Genomic DNA, 19096 nt, shown 5'->3' with positions numbered 1-19096 from the left:
ACCTATGTAAGTGTTTTTTTCTCATAGTGCAAATGCACAAGCTGACTCTTTCTTGCAGACAGTGTTGCCTTTTCAGAACGGGTTACTCCAGCGACCCAGATAATTTGACCCGTTACATCCTCAACAATTGGCCAAACATCACGTTCTGAACGGTCTATTTTACGGTCGATAAAAATATCTTTTACCTTTTTCGTCCCTATCATGCCTTTTGGCTGAATTCGATCACCAGGACGTCTCGAGCGCACAACTGCTGGAAGCAAGTGTTTCTCAACAATAAGATCATTTCCCGCGAGTGATTGTGGTACGTCTTTAACTGGAACGGCCGTAATCGTTCCGGTCGGAGTTTCCACAGAACCCCATAAAGGGAGATGATACGTATACGGTTCTGGTTGCAAAAAGGTTTCAAAAGAAAAATAACAGGTGGTATAAGATTTTACCGCCCTCAATTTTAGAGGTAAATTAAGGGAAGCAGAAGGGTGCTCAGAATCGAGCATTAACCGCAAATCCTCAATATGTATAGAAGAAAAAGGAGCATTGCCTCTATAAAGATAGTTTAATATTAGATGAATCACTCTTCTTTGTAAAGGAATAGGGAGGCATTGATACGCCTTGTTGTCCATCTTCACAAATTTGTCATTTTGATCAATGATCACTTTTTCTAGATGTTGCTTTGCTAACTCCACTAAAAACCCTTCATCATCTTGCATTCGTTCGCTATATAGTTGGTACCGTTTGTGAACATTTGGATTCTCTTCTTTAAGAAAAGGAAGCACATGGTGGCGAAAGCGATTCCTCATATAATCATCTTTGTCATTAGATGGGTCACTTCTATAGTCCAACATATGATCGCTACAATAACGCAAAATCTGTTCCTTCGACACACAAAGAAAAGGGCGAATAAGGTATCCTGTTGAGAAAGGACGCCTAGCAGACATACCCGCAAGTCCTGAACTGATGCTGCCATGAACTTGTCTCATTAACATTGTTTCAACTTGGTCGTCTCCATGGTGAGCAAGTGCAAGGAGATTTGCCTGGTGTTTTTCCATCTTTTCCTTAAAAAAGTGGTAGCGACATTCCCTAGCTGCAACCTGCGTCGAAATGTGATGTTGCTCTTTATAGTGGTTTACATCCATTGTAGAAGCTTCAAAGGTGATGCCTTCCTGATGGCAGTAGTGCTTTACGAACAATAAATCCTCTGCAGACTCTTTGCCTCGTAGGCCATGATCGACATGTGCAGCAACCAACTTTAATTGGAAAGACAATGCGACATTGCCCAAATAGTGAAGCAACGCAATTGAGTCTGGTCCTCCAGAAACCCCAACGACAATTGTATCTCCACGATTGATCAGATGATGCTTATGAATAAACTGGTCGACATCTTGCAACAACCTCTGTCTTCCTCTCACTTCCTGCTTGAATTAAACAGTTATTCATTTTAGTACTATTAACCTAACGACCACGTTCTCAAACATATCTTTTTTAAAAAATGTGACCAACTAAGTATAAAGTATAGAAGAATAGAAGGAAAGCTACGAGAAGAACGGTTTCAATCCACCCTGACCGTTTTTTCTTGGCTGGAGGACGATTACGACGTGATGCGACTCGAGAATTAGCAGAGCGACTTTTATTTTTACGTACTTTCGATTTCTCTCCTCCTTGTAAAAGAACGAAGAGTTCTTGCCTCATTTCTGAAGCGTGTTGATACTTTCCGAGTAAAGCTTTGCTAAGAATCGGTTTATATTCTTTAAGAAGTTGATTATTCTCAATCTTGTTCATTAAATAGTCTTCTGTCCCTTTCTTGGGGCGGTCAAACCGTTTTGGATAGCCAGCGTTTAGAACGATCATAGCTACTGAAAACAAATCATAGGAAGGCTCGGCTACCCGATTACCGAGTCCCCAATAGCCCCGATCGAAAAACTCCGTGAATTCCTTAACAGACCTTCCTATCGACGTCGTCCCTCCCACATCGAGCCACCTCAATTTTGGAGGGGATCCTTCAACCAAAAGGTTGTCCGGCTTTAAATCCCCAAAAACCCATCCTTCTCTATGAAGAGCCGAAAGGTCACGAAGCAATTGAAGCATTAAAATGCCAATCCACTCTTTTCCTCTTCGATTAATAAAAGCAAAAAGCGGTTCTCCATCAATGTATTCCATGACGTAGAAAGGATAACATTTCCCATTTCGTTCCCAATCATCGATCTCATAGAAAAACGGCCCAAGAACTGTTCCCTGGACCATCGAAAGCTGCTTTAGAACATTTACTTCTGACGTAATGGACATACTGTCAATTCCTATTTTTAAAGCTACTCGTCCTTTTATAGAGTCTGCCAAATACACAGTACCGAGAGCACCGCTCCCTAATTTTTTCATAATTTGATAGGTTTGTTTGTTCCATTTCCCGCTAATTCTTGTTCCACGGGGAACATCAGCTACTTGATTCTTCGATGTACCCGTCATCTAGCAGCCCTCTCTTTGAACGTTTTTTCTGATAAGCATCAATGGCTTCTTTTAAGGCAGGACCTGTTGGCGTAATACCACCCGTTGTTAGTTTTGGGAATATGGTATGAATATCCTTCAGTATCGGTGTCCAATCCATCAGCCTCTCTACCTGCTTTCGTTTCCCGGGAAATGCATAAAGGGCATACTCATTTTCACCAATTCTTGAATGAAGACTAATCGAAAGATCGAGCAGGGCATCTTCTACTGTTGGAAGTTTATGCTGCATACTCGCACTTGTATCAATCATAATTAACACTTCCAAATCCATCGTTTCCCCCAGTTCGTCAACCACTTCGACTACCTGCCCCCGTTTGTCAGGTGGTAAGTCTTCTATTTCTTTATCTTGACCCAAGATCGATTGCAATTCCTTATGAATAAATCCTTGAATCGTCTGGGTCATTGCTTTACGCGTTACCATTTGCACCGTATGCGATAGCTGTTTCGCATAAACTAGCTGGTGGATGCCCCCGCCAGATAAAGCGATGTTTTCTATTTCCTTTAATCCATCGGTCCGCTCATTTTCATCAAGTACACCTATTACATTAACCGTCATCCCGTGCTCTCTTGCAAGAGCAGCCATAGCCACCGGATCTTCCCCCTGATTCGAACATCCATCTGTTATTAAAAGAATCTGCCGTAGTGTTCCTTTTTTCATCTGGACTCCTCCTTTTTTGCTGTTACAAGCATCGCCTTTAGGAGGAGAGTTTATACACCCTACTGCGCCTTTTTCTTTCGAAATGATGGGGCTGAATAAATTGGGATCGTCGACCATTTCGGTACGTTTCGTTTTATTCGCGCAACAACAATTGTCATGTCGTCATCAATTCTGCCATATTCCGTTCGTATCACCTCTTCCATAATGAGGTCTGCGATTTCTTGCGGTTTATCTGTGTCCAGCTCTCGAATTTTACGCTTCATCCAAAATTCTGGATTCTCAATATTTTTCACACCTTCATAAATGCCATCACTCATCATTATTAGTAAATCGCCAGCCTTTAATTGCTCACTTACGACCTCAACATCAAATTCAGGAATAATACCCATTGGTAGATTACCTGATTCCACCATCATTACGCGATCGCCTCTCTTAATAAAACTTGGAATAGAGCCGATCTTAAGGAACTTTGCCGAAGCATCTTGTAAATCAATCATCGCTAAATCGAGTGTAGAAAACATTTCATCGGTATTCCGTAAAGAAAGCACGGAGTTAACCGATTTAATGGCAACTGTTTCATCAATTCCAGAATGAAGAATTTTTTGGAGAAGTTGAATCGTTTCTGTGCTTTCTTGATGCGCTCTCTCTCCATTGCCCATTCCATCGCTAATCGCAATCGCATATTTTCCAGCACCTAATTCAATTGTTGAATGGCTATCTCCAGAAAGCCATGCTCCTCCTTTTGCTGCATTTGCTACACCCGTTTCAATCACAAAATCTTTTGCTGATCCAAAGTAAAGGTGACAAGTATCGTGCTCGTGCTCAGCACAGACTTCTCTTTTGACAATGATGTTTTCTTTTAAAATGTCTGAAAGCATCGGCGCGATTACTTTCTCTCCTTCCCCCCTTCCGCCACATGCTGGAATCTTCATCTCAATGTCGACGTTTCCTTCATCAAGACAATAAATTTCTACCTGTCCAACTTCTAAACCCATACTTTGAATCGCATCCATGATTTGTTCTTCTTGTTGATGGAGGTTATCACGCTCTTTTTGAATCTCCCTCGCAAAATCTCCCATCACATGTGAAACGCCGCGTAATTGATCTGCGACGATTTTTCTACTCTCACGAACCTGCTTTTTTAACAAGCGATTTGCGTGATAGTGACTCATCTCCTTACCAATAATATCGATAACTTTATTGGCCTTAATGCAGTGCTTATCAAAATCTCTTTTTAAGCTATAGTTCGTTAATTCAGTCGTTTGTTCAAGTTCCTCCATAATTCCTGTCATATAACCGTATGTGGCATCAAAGTTTTTTGCCCAGCACGTTTCTTTCTTAAAACAATTTTGGCACGTTTTTTCAGTCACATGACTTAGAAAATAATCAACTTCCCTCTCAGACTGATCATCAGCTTGTACATCAGAATCCGTAAAGCTACTTGAGAGCGCTTGAAATAAATTCGAAAATTGCTCGACGCGATTGGCTGTAACGTCGCGTACTTTCCGAAGATATTGCTGCTGTTCATTGGCATGCTCAACCGTCCCTGGAATGTATTTAGAAAGTTGAGAGGTAACTTTAGATGGGGTAAAGAAAAAGAGCAATACGGCAATCACCGATTCCATCAGGTTAGGATACAAAAATTCAGGACCGCTCCCGTATAGGGCAATCAATAGTGTCCCTATAAGAAGCCCCATCCCGACGCCGACTTTCCTCCCATCCTTTAGTAAACCCCCAAGTAATCCCGAAAATGCGAGCATACTCATCTGATAGAGACTGGCAACATTAGCAAGTGCCAGAATTAATCCAGTCACTACCCCCACCGTTGAACCAATGGCCGCACCTCCAACATAAGCAAAAATTAATACAAGATAACGAGATAAAATGTTTTCAATCGAAAATCCATAAACGACCCAACCGATCGTTCCAGTTAACATGGTTGCAAGCAAAATAATGAAGCTAATGATCTCCTCATTCTTAAGCGCCTGCGTTCTTTTCTTGATTGAAAGAATCGGTATGCTTTGAATAAATATAATGGTTAAAATCATTCCAAGCGCACCCTCTACCGCTGCTAAAATCCAATTTGTGTTAGCTAGAGATCGCTCTGTCAGTAAACTCAAAATGAGTCTTCCTATCATACTTGTAGCAAACACTAGGATCGGTAGGGTCTTAACGAGAGAAAGAGAAGATAATTTCACAAAACGATTAATGATCAGAAAAACAAGAATGCCACACATAATAAATGCAGTGTTCTGTAGATTAGAAGTAGAAATGGCTCCGGCTAGCAAGGCGGCGATTATCATAGGTGCACGTTCACGTCTTAGAAAAAACACAGCTCCAAAGAAAGGAATGGCGAAAGGGGTTACTTGTGTAAGAATGACGGCTCGTCCTAGTAAAAATCCTATTACAAACAGAAGTAATCCACGTTGGAAAAGAATCGTTTCTAACCGACTTTTTGTTCCATGAATCCATTTTCCCACCCTTGATTTTGACCTCTCCATGACTAATTCGCTTTGCATTCCCCCACCTGCTTTCATTGATTCTATTTTTCACCGATCTGCTTGAAGCAGTTTGTGTAAATTATTAAACCATAATCAATTTTCGCTTTTTGTCAAAAAACAGGAGAGATATGTTAAAAACTTCTCGACTTCTTTCAGGGAAGCTTGTCAATCACGTGTAGAGAGAGGAAGAAATCTGTAAGCAAGGTGAGGGGGTTTTTTATCATCTTCAGTGAATTAACTTAATAAAAATCTAGCTTCGCCCCTCTTTTTCAAATCGTACAGTCGTTAAAAATAAAAAGGTCGAAATGTTAAAAATAAACTAGAAAAGAAATGTGATCGAAAGGGAAAAACGAGGTTCCTTTCTTCTTTTCCACCAGATAAGTGAACCATCAATTTAGAATCTCGCTCAGAACAAACTAAAAAAAGGTCCGACATTTTAGATAATGTCGGACCTTTTTAGCAAACTTTGTATATTGTAAGCATTTATATGTATAGTTATTTAAGTATAAGTTGGTGACCCGTACGGGATTCGAACCCGTGATACCGCCGTGAAAGGGCGGTGTCTTAACCACTTGACCAACGGGCCAACTTATAAAAATGGTAGCGGCGGAGGGGATCGAACCCCCGACCTCACGGGTATGAACCGTACGCTCTAGCCAGCTGAGCTACACCGCCATAAGACTGTTGCTTTCTTAAGCACAAGTTATATAATACATTGCAGAAAAGTTTGTGTCAACTTGTTTTTTATATTTTTTGCATACAAACTTTCAAAATAGGGTAGGACGTTCCAGATCGATCATCAACAAGTTCTGAATAACACCATCATAAACAAAACCGGCATGCAAACACATGCCGGTTTTGTTTATAAATATAGTTAGTAGACAACAAGCTCTAGCCGCGACGAGCGCCACGACCGCCTCGTTTTGACTCTGTTTGTTTCTTCAAAGTTGAAAGGCGGTCTTCACTGTCTTTAAGGAACTTGCTCATTTTATCCTCAAATGACTCTACCTGTGGACGGCCACCTCCGCGAGGCTTACCTTTGTAACCACCGCCACCGGGTCTGCCACCGCCACCTTGAGGGCGGCCTCCACCCTGCGGGCGACCTTGTGGACGCCCCTGCGGACGCTCAGTTGCAGGTCGATCTTTTGCTTTCTTGATCGATAAACCAATTTTACCGTCGTTTTCAACCTGGATGACTTTAACCTCAACCTGATCGCCAACTGTAAGAAAATCATTAATATCCTTAACGTAATTGTCTGCAACTTCACTGATGTGAACGAGACCTGTTTTGCCGTCTGGTAGTTCAACAAACGCACCAAAATTTGTAATACCTGTTACCTTTCCCTGTAACTTGCTGCCTACTTCGATTGCCATGTAAAAAAAGCTCCTCCTTAAAATCTTTAAAAGATCAGTCGTACGCTAATTATACCCCTTCAAAAAACAACGTGTCAATTTGAGGAAGAAGGAAGCTTAAAGATTGTCTCACCGGGTTTTGACATAAAGTAGTCTCTTCTTGCCAATTCACCGATATAATCAAGGTCATTAAGTTTCTCAATTTCTTCAGTTAAATATTTTTCTTGCTCTTTTAATTTCGTTAATTCTTCTTCAGCCTGCTTTTGCTGTAAGTTTTTTTCTTCGATCGTTGCTGCCTGTGAAGTGAATACGGAGATAAATAGAATAGCTATGGCTAAAGCAGCTACCGCGAAAGCAGTAAGACGTCGAACAAGACCTCTTTTTCTACGTTCCTTCACTTTATCCTGTAGCTGTTTTTCTTGATGATATTCCGAATGAACTTCCGTTACTTTAGGCTTGTGCTTATTCGCAGTAACCAAGCTTTTCCCTCCTCACTTTCGTATTTTAGTTAACCATTGGTATATGTAGTTCTTTATTTTATCGGCAACTCCTGCTACTTTTGTTAGTGATGTCTGCACCTGTTGAGGTAATAATCGCCATATCAACGAGATTACCCACTTTAACGGTACCCAAAAAACATTAAAGATAAACCAAATAATGGTTGTCATCATACTCACTATCATCATACATAAGCTAAATAGAACTTTCAATATGAACCTTAAAGGCTTATAGATCAAATGAAGAAACAGTGATTTAATAAAGCGACTGGTTGCTAGAACCACTAAAATAATTCGTTCTAACAAACGACGATATAACGGTTGAAAAAGAGCGCGATAGGCTGAATAACCACATAATATGGCTAAAAAGACATAAAATCGGATCGCTCCTTCATTAACAAAATACAGAACATAAAAAATAATTAGTCCCTGTAGAAGCCAAAAGACAACATCATTGGCATAGAGAAACCAATTTTTTTTCCTATTTGGATGAAGAAAACGGCTATAGGTATCCATGGCTATTCCAAGCCACACTCCCATAGCCACCATCGAAACCATCGTATAGAATTGCACAGATAATGTCATTTGAATAACTTGCTAAAGAATCCTTTAGCTTTTTCCCCTTCGTGATGGTCGAGGTAGCTCAGATCAAAGATTTTCCCTTCAATTGAGACACGTCCTTGCTCCACATTTAAATTTTTCATTTTCAAGTGCTGACCGCGTATTGCGAGAAAGCCCATGGTGGTCTCTAAAAGGAATTCCTCATTATCAAAGCTATCGACGTGCTTCACTCCAGTAATTTCAAGCGACTTACGTGACTTCATAACTAAATCGTGTTCAGGTGTGTTTGCCGCTTTATCATATGTGCCGTACTCATAATAATTATCCATCGCTCTCCCCCTCTTCTCGATACATGTCTATGAAAAAGAGGTATCTTTTAGAACAAGCTATGGATAGCGATAACGGATCAGCATAAACCTTTCTTCTTCTCCTAGCAAAAAAAGGACCTGATCAGGTCCTTTTATTCACCAGCTGCTTCTTCTTTTAGGATGGTAAACATGTTATTTGCTTCTTCTTTCTTTGTCGTTTCTTTTATCTCATCCACGCGAGCCGTCACTTTTTTATGGCCAAATGAAATCACTAGCTCATCACCCGCTTTAACATTCGTGCCTGCTTTCGCTTTGTTACCATTTACTTCAATACGACCTTTATCACAAATTTCTTTTGCGATGGATCGGCGCTTAATTAATCGTGATACTTTTAGAAATTTATCTAATCTCATTTGTTTCAACGCTCCCTATTTAATTCCTTTTTGCTTTGCTTCATTCCAGAAATAATCTAGTTCTTCAAGAGATAACTTCTCTATTTCAAGTCCTTTTTCCTTTACTCGTCTCTCAATATATTGAAAACGAGAAACAAATTTATGATTGGTTCGGTGAATGGCTACTTCTGGATCAATTTTATAGTAGCGAGCTACATTCACGAGCGCAAATAATAAGTCTCCAAGCTCGTCTTCCTGATCATGAAACGTTTTATTGTTCACAGCTTCTTTAAATTCTGTTAGTTCCTCTTGAACCTTCTCCAAAATTGGATCGACTTCATCCCAGTCGAAGTCAACTTTTGCAGCTGCTTTTTGTAGTTCGTTTGCTCGCATGAGACCAGGAAGACCTTTCGGAATCGTATCAAACTGTGATGGGGCAGCATCCTTTTCCTGTTCTTTCACTTGATTCCAAAGCCCCACTACTTCCTCAGCGGTTTGAACCTGTTCGTCTCCAAATACGTGTGGATGTCTTCGAATTAATTTATCGCTTAACTTTCCGATAACGTCCTCCATTGTAAACATCCCCTCATCCTCACCAATTTGAGCATGTAAGAGAACCTGAAGCAATACATCTCCTAATTCATCAGCAAGATGTTCATCGTCTTGATCGTCTATTGCTTCTAACACTTCATAAGCTTCTTCAATTAAGTATTTTTTTAATGATTCGTGCGTTTGCTTCTGATCCCAAGGACAGCCTCCAGGACCGCGTAGTCTTGCTACCACATGTCGAACCCATTCAAAATCCTGATATAAAAGCGTTGTATCCTTTACAGGAGGAACGTATACTGCCGTCAAATTATTAACTTCCATTGACCGGTCTAACTCGAACAAGGGTACTGTCATTATTTTCTCGTCCTGACTCCCCGCTGCTTGTAGAACAGTCACCTCGTAATCATCAGGCAAAAGCTCCATTAAGGTTAATTTAACACTTGAAGCAGTGAACTGATCATAAACCTGTACAAATATTAAATGATTGCGTACTTGAACTTCGGATTTTGTAAAACGTGTTGCATCGAGAATCTGACAGCCTTCAATTGGATCGATTCGAACCGCAGTAAATAGATCATCAAGGAAACTTTGTCCTCCTGCAACAATCACTTCAACACCATGCTGAGCTTGTTCCTCTAATAGGAGCTGTACAGTCGCCTCAGCCATCATTGGATGTCCAGGAACAGCATAAATGAGAGAGCCCTGTTGTGCCTCTTCAAATAGACGGTCAACAATGGTGCGGTAAGTTTCCTCAAAAGAATCATTACTTTCATAAATGTCGTCAAAACCTGTCACCACAAGCCCTTCACCGATTAACTCTCTAAGGACAGGGTGATCAAGCGTTCTTGCAAAAATTCGATCAGCCGACTTCAGCTTCCGATAGCTGCCGAGAGAGAGCTGAGTAAGGTCTCCCGCTCCAGTTCCAATAATTGTAATACTCGCCATCGTTCAGGCTCCTTTCTTTAATTTGGTTTGATACAAAGAGATCTTCTCTCCTTTAGGTAATTGCAGTAATTCTTTCTCTGTAAATACTTGCAGTATGAGTGTTGCGAAACCGAACATGAGACCTCCAACTATGGCTCCTGCAAGTGCTGAGATACTGGATAGTCCTCTAGAGAGAAACGATGGAATAAAGAACTGCAGTATCACTACAGCTGTACTCATGACCATCACAGCCGCTACAGCTCGTCTTAAATAGAAAGGATATTCAATCAATTTAACTTTAGAATGCACAGCAAAAACAGTTAGTCCGGCAACCACTGCAAAGCCAATGACTGTTGCAAATGCAGCCCCATTAATGCCTATTAGTGGAATCAAAATAAGATTTAAAAAGCCCTTCACAAATATGCCAATTACAGCATAACGAGCCGCTTTTCTTGCTAAACCCACACCTTGCAAAACACCTGCTGCAGTCATCGCAAGGGAACTGAAGAAAATCGCAAATGCAAGAAGACTGAGCGTAGGTGAAAGAGATTGATCTTTAAAAAGCATCACATTGGTTTCCTTCATGATGATCGCTAGCCCCGCGGAAGCTGCAAGTCCAATAACAAAACTAACTTTTAGAGAAAGAGCAGCCTTATCACGAATGAACGCCTTCTGTTTTTCCGCCGATGCTTTCGAGATCACCGGTACGATTGATAACGAAAGTGAGGTAGCAAGCACTGTGCCCACCTGCATAAGGGGCTGACCGCGATCAAATATTCCTTTTGTTTCCCTAGCCCCTATTGAAGAAAGTCCATGTTCCATTAACCCCGGTACGATGGTTAATGCGTCCATTAGCTGGAAAAGTACCATCACAAGAGCACTGACACATACTAATGTCCCTTCCGTTAAAATCCTGCGAGCGACGCCAAAAAAACGAAATGAGCGTTTTGTTAGAGAATTTATACGGAGCGGCTGATGTCGATAGCGAAGAACAAAGAGCAGAATGAAGGCTGCAAGGCCACCTACTAATGAACCCAGTGCAGCCCCAGTTCCCGCTGCATAGGCATCCGCTCCGCCTGCAACAAGACTTATCGATATCGTCAGAATAGCTACGACACGAACAGATTGTTCGGTGACTTGTGACCACGCTGTAGGAACAACATTTTCTTGCCCTTGAAAATAACCTCTAATCGACGCAATACCAGGCATAATTAGAAAAGAAAAGGCTGTGGTGCGCAGCGGTCCAATTAAACGATGATCCTCCATTAACGTAGCTAACAAAGGAGCAGAAACATACAGAAGCAGAAACCCGCCAAAACCAAGCATAGCAAGGATATAGAAACTATAACGAGAAAGCTCTTTCGCTTGATCAACGTTATTTTCTGCAAGCTGTTCAGAGATAAGACGTGAAATGACAACCGGAAACCCATATGTAGCGAGAATGATAGCGATCGAGTAGAACGGGTAAATTTGTTGATAGACGTAAAAACCGATGTCACCAGTAATATTTTGATAAGGAATTCGATAGCCAACGCTTAGTACCTTCATAAAAAGAGCGACTGCAGTAAGTAAAAGCGCTCCGTGCCAGAATCCTTTTTGATTTTCTTCTGTTTTCATACACACCTGCCAAAATTCAATACGTGTTTATGTACGAATTATATCATATGAGCCAAGATGGGAAAGTTTTGAAAGCCGATAAGAGTAGTGCAAGCGCCTTGTTCACCACCGCTCGGCTAGACTTTCCTACCCTTTAAACCAAAGAAAATGGAGGCGTTGGCCTCCATTTAATTGCTGTTCTATTGTTCCATTTGTCTTGCAAGAAAACCCGCTGCTGTTTCAGATAGCTTTTGTTCCAATTCCGTTACCTTTTCATCTTCTTTTGCAAGTAAGATGACCGTTCCAATTGGATCGCCATTCGCTATTATTGGAGCAATCACATGTCCTGTTTCAACAGGAACTCCTTCAATGAGTTCAGATTTACTTTCATTTAGCAAACATCTTCGTTCATTCATCGCTTTTTCTACAGATTCGCCAATGCTTTTGTTTAAGTATTCTTTCTTTGGACCACCCGCAGTTGTAATGTAGACGTCGCGATCAGAGATAAGGGCAATATGCCCCGAATGCTCTGCTAGAGACTCTGCGTATTCTTTCGCAAAATCACCAAGCTCACTGATTGGAGAGTATTTTTTGAGAATAACTTCCCCTTCTCGATCAACAAAAATCTCCAGTGGGTCCCCTTCTCTAATCCTGAGTGTTCTGCGAATTTCTTTCGGGATAACTACACGCCCCAAATCATCAATACGACGCACGATACCTGTTGCTTTCATCTAAGTTGCCTCGCTTTCTGGAAGTTGTAGGTGATTGCTCCAATCACTTTTTCTATTGCATGTTCTACAATATGTTTCCATTAGTATCGTTTGGACGTATGAGTTCTATTCACAAACCTGTCAAAATTATGAGGTTCCTCCAAAATCGGCTTTAATTCGCATTCATTGGCTGCTTTTTTGCTCCCTTTACTTTCTTTAAAACTTTTTCAACAAGCTGAAGATGTCCCTTTGTTTCAAGGCCTCTTCCTTTCACAACTACCTTTACTTTATTACCATCTGCTCCCAGGGAGAGCTTATTCCCAAATTCATTCGCTACCTCAAAGATTGTTTCTCCCCCAATTGCTTCTCGCGCTGATTCATGGAAAAGTAGCTGAATGTCTTTCTTACTTCGGCCAATTTTTTCAACTTTTACTTCTTTGGCAAGCTCTTTCATACGAGACACTTGGAAGAGATATTCAACCTCTTCTGGAAAATCTCCAAATCGATCCATCATCTCATCTTGTAAATCCATGATGTCTTTCAATGATTCAATTGACCGGAAGCGTTTATACATATCAATTTTCTGCTTCTCATCGTTAATATACGTACCAGGAATGTAAGCATCTACCTCAAGATCAATTTCAACGCTGAACGCTTTCTCTTTTGGTGCATCGCCTTTTCGTTCTTCAATTGCATCTTTTAACATCTGAGAATACAAATCGAAACCGACCGAATCAATAAATCCATGCTGTTCTGCTCCAAGAAGGTTACCAGCACCTCGAATAGAAAGATCGCGCATAGCGATTTTAAATCCGGAACCTAACTCAGTAAATTCTTTAATCGCTTGAAGGCGTTTCTCTGCTACTTCTGTTAGAACTTTATCTCGTTGATACGTAATATAAGCATAAGCAACACGATTCGAGCGACCTACTCGACCACGGAGCTGATAAAGCTGAGACAGGCCCATTTTATCGCCATCGTATACAAGAAGGGTATTGACGTTTGGAATATCTACACCTGTTTCAATAATGGTTGTACTAACGAGCACATCATAATTCCCATCAAGAAAATCAATCATCACAGATTCGAGCTCGGTTTCACTCATTTGACCATGAGCGTAGCTAACTCTCGCTTCTGGGACAAGCGTTCGAATTTGATCTGTCATGTAATCAATTGAATCTACACGGTTATAAAGGAAATAAACCTGTCCTCCACGTGCAAGTTCCCTTTCAATGGCCTCTCGTACAAGTGTCCCATTATATTCAACCACATACGTTTGTACAGGGAAGCGGTTTTCTGGGGGCGTCTCGATAACGGATAAATCTCGAACACCTAACATCGACATATGAAGCGTTCTTGGAATTGGTGTTGCAGTAAGGGTTAACACATCTACGTTCGCTTTTAACTTCTTGATTTTTTCTTTATGTGTCACACCAAAACGTTGTTCTTCATCGACTATCAGGAGGCCAAGATCATGATACGTGACGTCTTTCGATAAAAGTCGGTGTGTACCGATCACAATATCAACCGTACCGTTCTTAACACCCTTTAACGTCTCATTTTGCTCCTTCCTTGAGCGGAAGCGGCTTAATAGCCCAATGTTAATGGGGTGATCCGCAAACCGCTCCTGTATCGTCGCAAAATGCTGTTGAGCGAGAATCGTTGTCGGGACTAGAAAAGCCACCTGTTTTCCATCCATAATGGCTTTAAATGCAGCTCGAATACTAACTTCGGTTTTGCCATAACCCACATCACCACACAGCAATCGATCCATCGGACGTGTTTTTTCCATGTCTTCTTTAATTTCTTGAATGGCTCGGAGTTGATCATCCGTTTCCTGGTACGGAAAGGCAGCTTCGAACTCCCTTTGCTCTTCTGTATCCTTCTCAAACTTATGCCCAACACTCGCCTCACGTTCGGCATACAATTTAATTAAGTCGTCAGCTATGTCTTCAACAGAAGATTGAACTTTACGCTTTACTTTTTTCCATTCCGTTCCACCAAGTTTGTAGAGCTTCGGTTCTTTTCCTTCAGAACCTACATATTTCATCACTTGATCGATTTGCTCCACCGGAACATACAAATTATCATTACCCGCATAACTCACATAAAGATAATCTTTATGAATGCCGCTAACTTCTAGTGTGCGTATACCGAGATATTTCCCTATTCCGTGATTGACGTGAACAATGTAATCGCCCACCTTCAACTCTGAATAGCTTTTAATTCGTTCAGCATTCGACATCTTTTGAGAACGTCTTGGCTTTTTCGATTGTTTCGTGAATACTTCCGCTTCCGTTAGAACAGCTAGCTTCTGCATCGGGAGTTCAAACCCACCGTTTAGGCTACCTATTAAAATTTGTGGCTGCTGATGGGAAATCGGCGTATCTTGTTCTACCATCATCGCATTGATTTCATAATCTTCTAGAACTCGCTCAAGGCGCTTCCTTCGCTCTTCTGTTGCTGCAAGAAAAACAATGGCGTTACCGCTTTTTTTCCACCGCTCAATTTCACTAGTTAGTACTTTCATTTGACCATGGAAGTTCTGCATTGCTTTACTTGAAACATTAATAATGTTTTGTGGATTTGTATATGGAACGTGTCGTAAGAAGATCGATAAATAGATTGTTGAGTGAACAGGCTTTGCGAATAACGTATCGTAAGATCTCGATAAGGAAACAGATGACACAATTTCCCCCTGATTTAGGAGAGCTGTTTGCCATTCTGCTTCTTCTTTATCCAGATCAGAAGACATTTCTTGAATTCGGCTCACTTCATCAAAAACAACAAGACCATCCTCAGGTAAATAATCTAGTAAACTTGCAGGCTGGTCATAATAATAATCCATATACTTGATCACACCCTGAAAATTTTGCTCACTTTTCAGCTGATCAATTTCATACGTAATGTTTTCGTGCATGGCTTCTTTTACTTTCTGATCTTTCACTTTTTTTAGTGAATCCTGCAATTCTTTCTGAAGGCGCTCTGCCCCTCGTCGATAATTTTCTGGAAATAACACGACCTCATCTGCAGGTCCAATTGTAATGCGATCTGTTTTATTTGCAGATCGTTGAGACTCGATATCAAAAAACCGAATAGAATCCACTTCTGTATCGAATAATTCAATTCGGATTGGGCTATTTTCCGTCAAAGGATAAATATCGATAATACCGCCTCTGACGCTAAATTCGCCTGGTGAAGAAACCATTGGTACACGTTCATAACCCATAGCGACAAAAGTTGCGAGCGTTTCTTCTAAAGGAATGTCATCGCCGACAGCAAATGAAATCTGGCTTTTTTGCCAGATACTTTTTGGTGGAAGATATCTTCTAACGCCAGAAATTGGCGCAATAACGATCCCGTTTTTATTCTTCATCCAATAATTTAAAGCTTCCATTCGCTGTCCTCTTAATTCAGGGCTTGCTATGGCAATTTCTGAAGAAATGAGCTCATTTACAGGATACAAGTAAACTTCATCTTGAGAGACAAGCTCACACATATCTTCATAGAGCTTCTGAGCTTGATACAAATTGTGGGTAATAATGAGCTGAGGACGCTTTGTTTCATGATAGAGAGAGGCCATCAGAAGCATCCGAGCAGAACCAGCTAGCCCTGCAACAAGTTGTTCTTTAAGCCCCTCTTTCACCCCGGTAAACACGGACTGAAATTCATCGCCCTTACTAAAATATTCTCTTAAACCTAACATCGGTAAGTTATTCTCCCCTCTCACTATGGAAAAGTGCAAGCATGTCGTAAATCGTCTTAATACGCTAGTGCTGAAACGATGGACATTAACAAACTTGGCACAGAATCTAAAAAACCTCTAAAATCTATTGGTCTTGAAATCGGTTGGTTCCTTTGGTTAACGCAAAAATGCTTTGGACTCACTCCCAAAGCTTCTTACTGAATAAATGTATCAAGCTCATGAAAAGATGGCGATCGCTCCATGGCTTCATGGCAATCTTCGCAAATGGCTTTCACTTCAATTGTTCCATCATGGTGATAGTGAACCATTGTCTGGCGCTCCTTCTCAGTGAGCTGTTGAAACCCTAGTTCGTCAGCTGTGTGGTTTTGTTGTGACAGTCTTCCAATCTCCGTTCCACAGTGACGGCATACGTAATGAATATCCATAAAAGATCCTCCCTGTTCCTATCTTTTACTAGTATGGACGGGAGAATGACAGGATATTCACGAGTTATACTGATTCATCACTTCTGGAAAAGAGGTTGTTGTCCATGCTTCACACGCTTTTGCCGTTTGCTCGATAGCAAGTTGAATCGGCTCTATTTCTTCCTTTGAGAAAGGTTTTAAAACATAGTCAATGACAGTTTGGCGTGCTGATCGATCAATTCCGATTCGTACCCTCTTAAAATCCTGTGTATGGAGGTGTGTGATAATGGACTTCATTCCATTATGTCCACCAGCGCTACCTTTCTGACGAATTCGTACTTTACCAGTAGGAAGATCCAAATCATCATATATGACAAGCAAGTCCGCTACCTCAATATTAAAGTATTCCATCAATGGACGCACGGATTCTCCTGACAAATTCATAAAGGTTTGTGGTTTTAATAGATAAACGGCTTCTCCATTTACTACTCCTTTACCATATATACCCTGAAACTTCTTTTGATCTAACGAGATTCCCATCTCTTTTGCAAGTTGGTCAATCGCCATAAATCCTACATTATGTCTTGTATTAGAAAATTTCTTTCCCGGGTTACCGAGACCTACAATTAATTTCAACGGCTGACGCCCTACCTTTCATTGCTTTTCTTCTATCGTATCAAAAATTCGTGCACTTATTCACCCGAAGTATCTTTATCTTGAAAAAAAGACGTAACCCGTTCGGTTACGTCCTTGTTGTTTATTCTGTTTTCTTTGTTTCGTCACCAGTTTCTTCCTGATCTGCTGGTGGTTCTTCTGCTACCTCATCAGCTTCTTCTTCGTCTTCAACAGGCTCTTCTGTTGGAGGTACGATTGAAGCAATTGGCTCTTCATCATCTAGAAGAATTTCGTATTTATCACCTTTTGGAAGATCTCCAGCTTGTACAGCGTCACCCACGTTAAGCTCTGAAATATCGATATCGATGCTATCAGGGAAATCATTCGGCTTAGCTTTCACAAGAATTTCATGAAGCATTTGCTGAACGACGCCACCCTCTTTACTTCCTGCAGCTTCACCAGTTAAGTGAACTGGAACTTCTGCTTCTACTTCCTTGTTAAGGTCAACAGAATAGAAGTCAACGTGAAGAACGTGGTTTTTAATTGGATCAACTTGCATGTCATATACCATAACAGGATAAGTACCCTGTCCTTCGAAGTTTAACTCAATAACGCCATTTTTTCCGACCTGACGATATACCTTAATGAACTCAAGAGCGTCTACCTGTACCGGAGCGCTTTTGCGGTCTTTCCCGTAAAGAACGGCCGGAAGGCCTTCTTCAGTTTCGCGTAATGTTCTAAGTTCGCTTCTTTTTTTCGTATTACGATCTAATGCTTTTAATGTTGCTGCCATTATTAATCACCTTCCTGATTAGGTTTTACTCTACTATTATGAATACCCATAATCAGGAGGCAATAAACGTATTTTACTTAATCAAATAATTTACTTACTGAAAGTTGCTCATGAACACGGATGATTGCTTCACCAAGAAGAGGTGCCACAGACAGCTGTGTAATCTTATCGATTTGCTTGTCATTTGGAAGCGGAATCGTGTTCGTAATGGCAAGCTCTTTAATTTTAGAGTCATCAATTCGTTCAATTGCAGGACCTGATAAGACAGGGTGTGTACAGCAGGCAAACACTTCTTTTGCTCCGTTTTCGATGAGCGCGTTAGCTGCTAGCGTAATTGTACCGGCCGTATCAATAATGTCGTCAATAATAATGGCTGTTTTGCCTTCAATGTTACCAACAATATTCATAACTTCAGCCACATTCGGACGTGGGCGACGCTTATCAATAATCGCAATTGGCGCTTTTAAGCGCTCAGCAAGCTTACGAGCACGAGTCACTCCACCATGGTCTGGGGACACCACGACAATATCTTCAAGGTTCTTTTCTTCAAAGTGTTTCGCAAGCGTAGGAACACCCATCAACTGGTCAACCGGAATATCGAAAAATCCTTGAATCTGGGATGCGTGAAGATCCAACGTAATAAGACGAGTTACTCCTGCTACTTCAAGAAGGTTTGCTACCAATTTCGCTGTAATCGGTTCACGAGATCTTGCCTTACGATCCTGACGAGCGTATCCGTAATAAGGAAGCACAATATTGATTGTTTTCGCGGAAGCTCTCTTTAAAGCATCAATCATAATGAGAAGCTCCATAATGTTTTCATTTACAGGGGCACATGTTGATTGAATCACATAAACATCGCAGCCACGAATACTTTCTTCGATGTTAATTTGGATTTCTCCGTCACTAAAGCGCACAACAGAACATTTTCCCATTGGAACACCTATGTGCTCTACAATCTCTTCTGCAAGGTCAGGATTCGAGTTTAAACTAAACACTTTCAAATTTGGATCTAAATAATTAGCCATCGGCT

Annotated in this window: 17 protein-coding genes and 2 tRNA genes; all 19 read right to left on the bottom strand. The window is 41.0% G+C overall.

Annotation, left to right across the window (positions count from 1 at the left end):
• Positions 1–2: 2 nt before the first annotated feature.
• The 19 genes from tilS to ATG70_RS18425 all read right to left on the bottom strand — a co-directional run bounded on the left by tilS (position 3) and on the right by ATG70_RS18425 (position 19091).
• The gene (gene tilS, locus ATG70_RS18515; protein ID WP_179886342.1) at positions 3–1388 is read right to left on the bottom strand and encodes a tRNA lysidine(34) synthetase TilS; all 1386 of its coding nucleotides are present in this window, start codon (positions 1386–1388) and stop codon (positions 3–5) included.
• 91 nt (positions 1389–1479) lie between these two features.
• Positions 1480–2457: a protein kinase domain-containing protein gene (locus tag ATG70_RS18510; RefSeq protein WP_098445930.1), complete on the bottom strand. Its 978-nt coding sequence runs from the start codon at positions 2455–2457 to the stop codon at positions 1480–1482.
• Positions 2426–3154, bottom strand: a complete 729-nt coding sequence (locus ATG70_RS18505; protein WP_098445929.1) for a VWA domain-containing protein — start codon at positions 3152–3154, stop codon at positions 2426–2428. The genes ATG70_RS18510 and ATG70_RS18505 overlap by 32 nt, the downstream gene beginning before the upstream one ends.
• Before the next feature lie 59 nt (positions 3155–3213).
• Positions 3214–5673, bottom strand: a complete 2460-nt coding sequence (spoIIE, locus tag ATG70_RS18500) for a stage II sporulation protein E (RefSeq protein WP_257147805.1) — start codon at positions 5671–5673, stop codon at positions 3214–3216.
• 493 nt (positions 5674–6166) lie between these two features.
• Positions 6167–6241 (bottom strand) — tRNA-Glu (locus tag ATG70_RS18495).
• A 12-nt stretch (positions 6242–6253) separates the two neighbouring features.
• A tRNA-Met gene (locus ATG70_RS18490) sits at positions 6254–6330 on the bottom strand.
• Positions 6331–6546: 216 nt separating this feature from the next.
• Complete coding sequence (locus ATG70_RS18485; protein ID WP_098445927.1) at positions 6547–7029, bottom strand: S1 domain-containing RNA-binding protein; 483 nt, start codon at positions 7027–7029, stop codon at positions 6547–6549.
• Positions 7030–7103: 74 nt separating this feature from the next.
• Complete coding sequence (locus tag ATG70_RS18480) at positions 7104–7487, bottom strand: FtsB family cell division protein (protein WP_098445926.1); 384 nt, start codon at positions 7485–7487, stop codon at positions 7104–7106.
• A gap of 12 nt (positions 7488–7499) precedes the next feature.
• Positions 7500–8090, bottom strand: a complete 591-nt coding sequence (gene yabQ / locus ATG70_RS18475) for a spore cortex biosynthesis protein YabQ (RefSeq protein ID WP_098445925.1) — start codon at positions 8088–8090, stop codon at positions 7500–7502.
• Positions 8087–8395 carry a sporulation protein YabP gene (yabP, locus tag ATG70_RS18470; protein ID WP_098445924.1) on the bottom strand — a complete coding sequence of 103 codons (309 nt, stop codon included), beginning with the start codon at positions 8393–8395 and terminating at the stop codon, positions 8087–8089. The genes yabQ and yabP overlap by 4 nt, the downstream gene beginning before the upstream one ends.
• A gap of 131 nt (positions 8396–8526) precedes the next feature.
• Complete coding sequence (locus tag ATG70_RS18465) at positions 8527–8787, bottom strand: RNA-binding S4 domain-containing protein (protein ID WP_098445923.1); 261 nt, start codon at positions 8785–8787, stop codon at positions 8527–8529.
• Positions 8788–8802: 15 nt separating this feature from the next.
• Entirely contained in the window at positions 8803–10260 is a 1458-nt protein-coding gene (gene mazG / locus ATG70_RS18460; RefSeq protein ID WP_098445922.1) for a nucleoside triphosphate pyrophosphohydrolase, read from the bottom strand.
• A 3-nt stretch (positions 10261–10263) separates the two neighbouring features.
• Positions 10264–11856 carry a putative polysaccharide biosynthesis protein gene (locus tag ATG70_RS18455; protein WP_098445921.1) on the bottom strand — a complete coding sequence of 531 codons (1593 nt, stop codon included), beginning with the start codon at positions 11854–11856 and terminating at the stop codon, positions 10264–10266.
• Positions 11857–12035: 179 nt separating this feature from the next.
• Complete coding sequence (gene spoVT / locus ATG70_RS18450; protein WP_098445920.1) at positions 12036–12566, bottom strand: stage V sporulation protein T; 531 nt, start codon at positions 12564–12566, stop codon at positions 12036–12038.
• Between the two features lie 151 nt (positions 12567–12717).
• Entirely contained in the window at positions 12718–16251 is a 3534-nt protein-coding gene (gene mfd / locus ATG70_RS18445) for a transcription-repair coupling factor (protein ID WP_098445919.1), read from the bottom strand.
• Between the two features lie 194 nt (positions 16252–16445).
• Entirely contained in the window at positions 16446–16676 is a 231-nt protein-coding gene (locus tag ATG70_RS18440) for an anti-sigma-F factor Fin family protein (RefSeq protein WP_098445918.1), read from the bottom strand.
• A 57-nt stretch (positions 16677–16733) separates the two neighbouring features.
• Positions 16734–17291 carry an aminoacyl-tRNA hydrolase gene (gene pth, locus ATG70_RS18435; protein ID WP_098445917.1) on the bottom strand — a complete coding sequence of 186 codons (558 nt, stop codon included), beginning with the start codon at positions 17289–17291 and terminating at the stop codon, positions 16734–16736.
• Between the two features lie 121 nt (positions 17292–17412).
• Positions 17413–18063: a 50S ribosomal protein L25/general stress protein Ctc gene (locus ATG70_RS18430; protein ID WP_098445916.1), complete on the bottom strand. Its 651-nt coding sequence runs from the start codon at positions 18061–18063 to the stop codon at positions 17413–17415.
• Positions 18064–18140: 77 nt separating this feature from the next.
• Positions 18141–19091 carry a ribose-phosphate diphosphokinase gene (locus ATG70_RS18425; protein WP_098445915.1) on the bottom strand — a complete coding sequence of 317 codons (951 nt, stop codon included), beginning with the start codon at positions 19089–19091 and terminating at the stop codon, positions 18141–18143.
• Positions 19092–19096: the final 5 nt, after the last annotated feature.

The sequence above is a fragment of the Bacillus sp. es.036 genome, from assembly GCF_002563635.1.
Taxonomy (GTDB): domain Bacteria; phylum Bacillota; class Bacilli; order Bacillales; family Guptibacillaceae; genus Guptibacillus.
The sequence above is the reverse complement of the archived record's forward strand: the minus strand, read 5'-3'. Positions and strand labels throughout refer to the sequence as shown.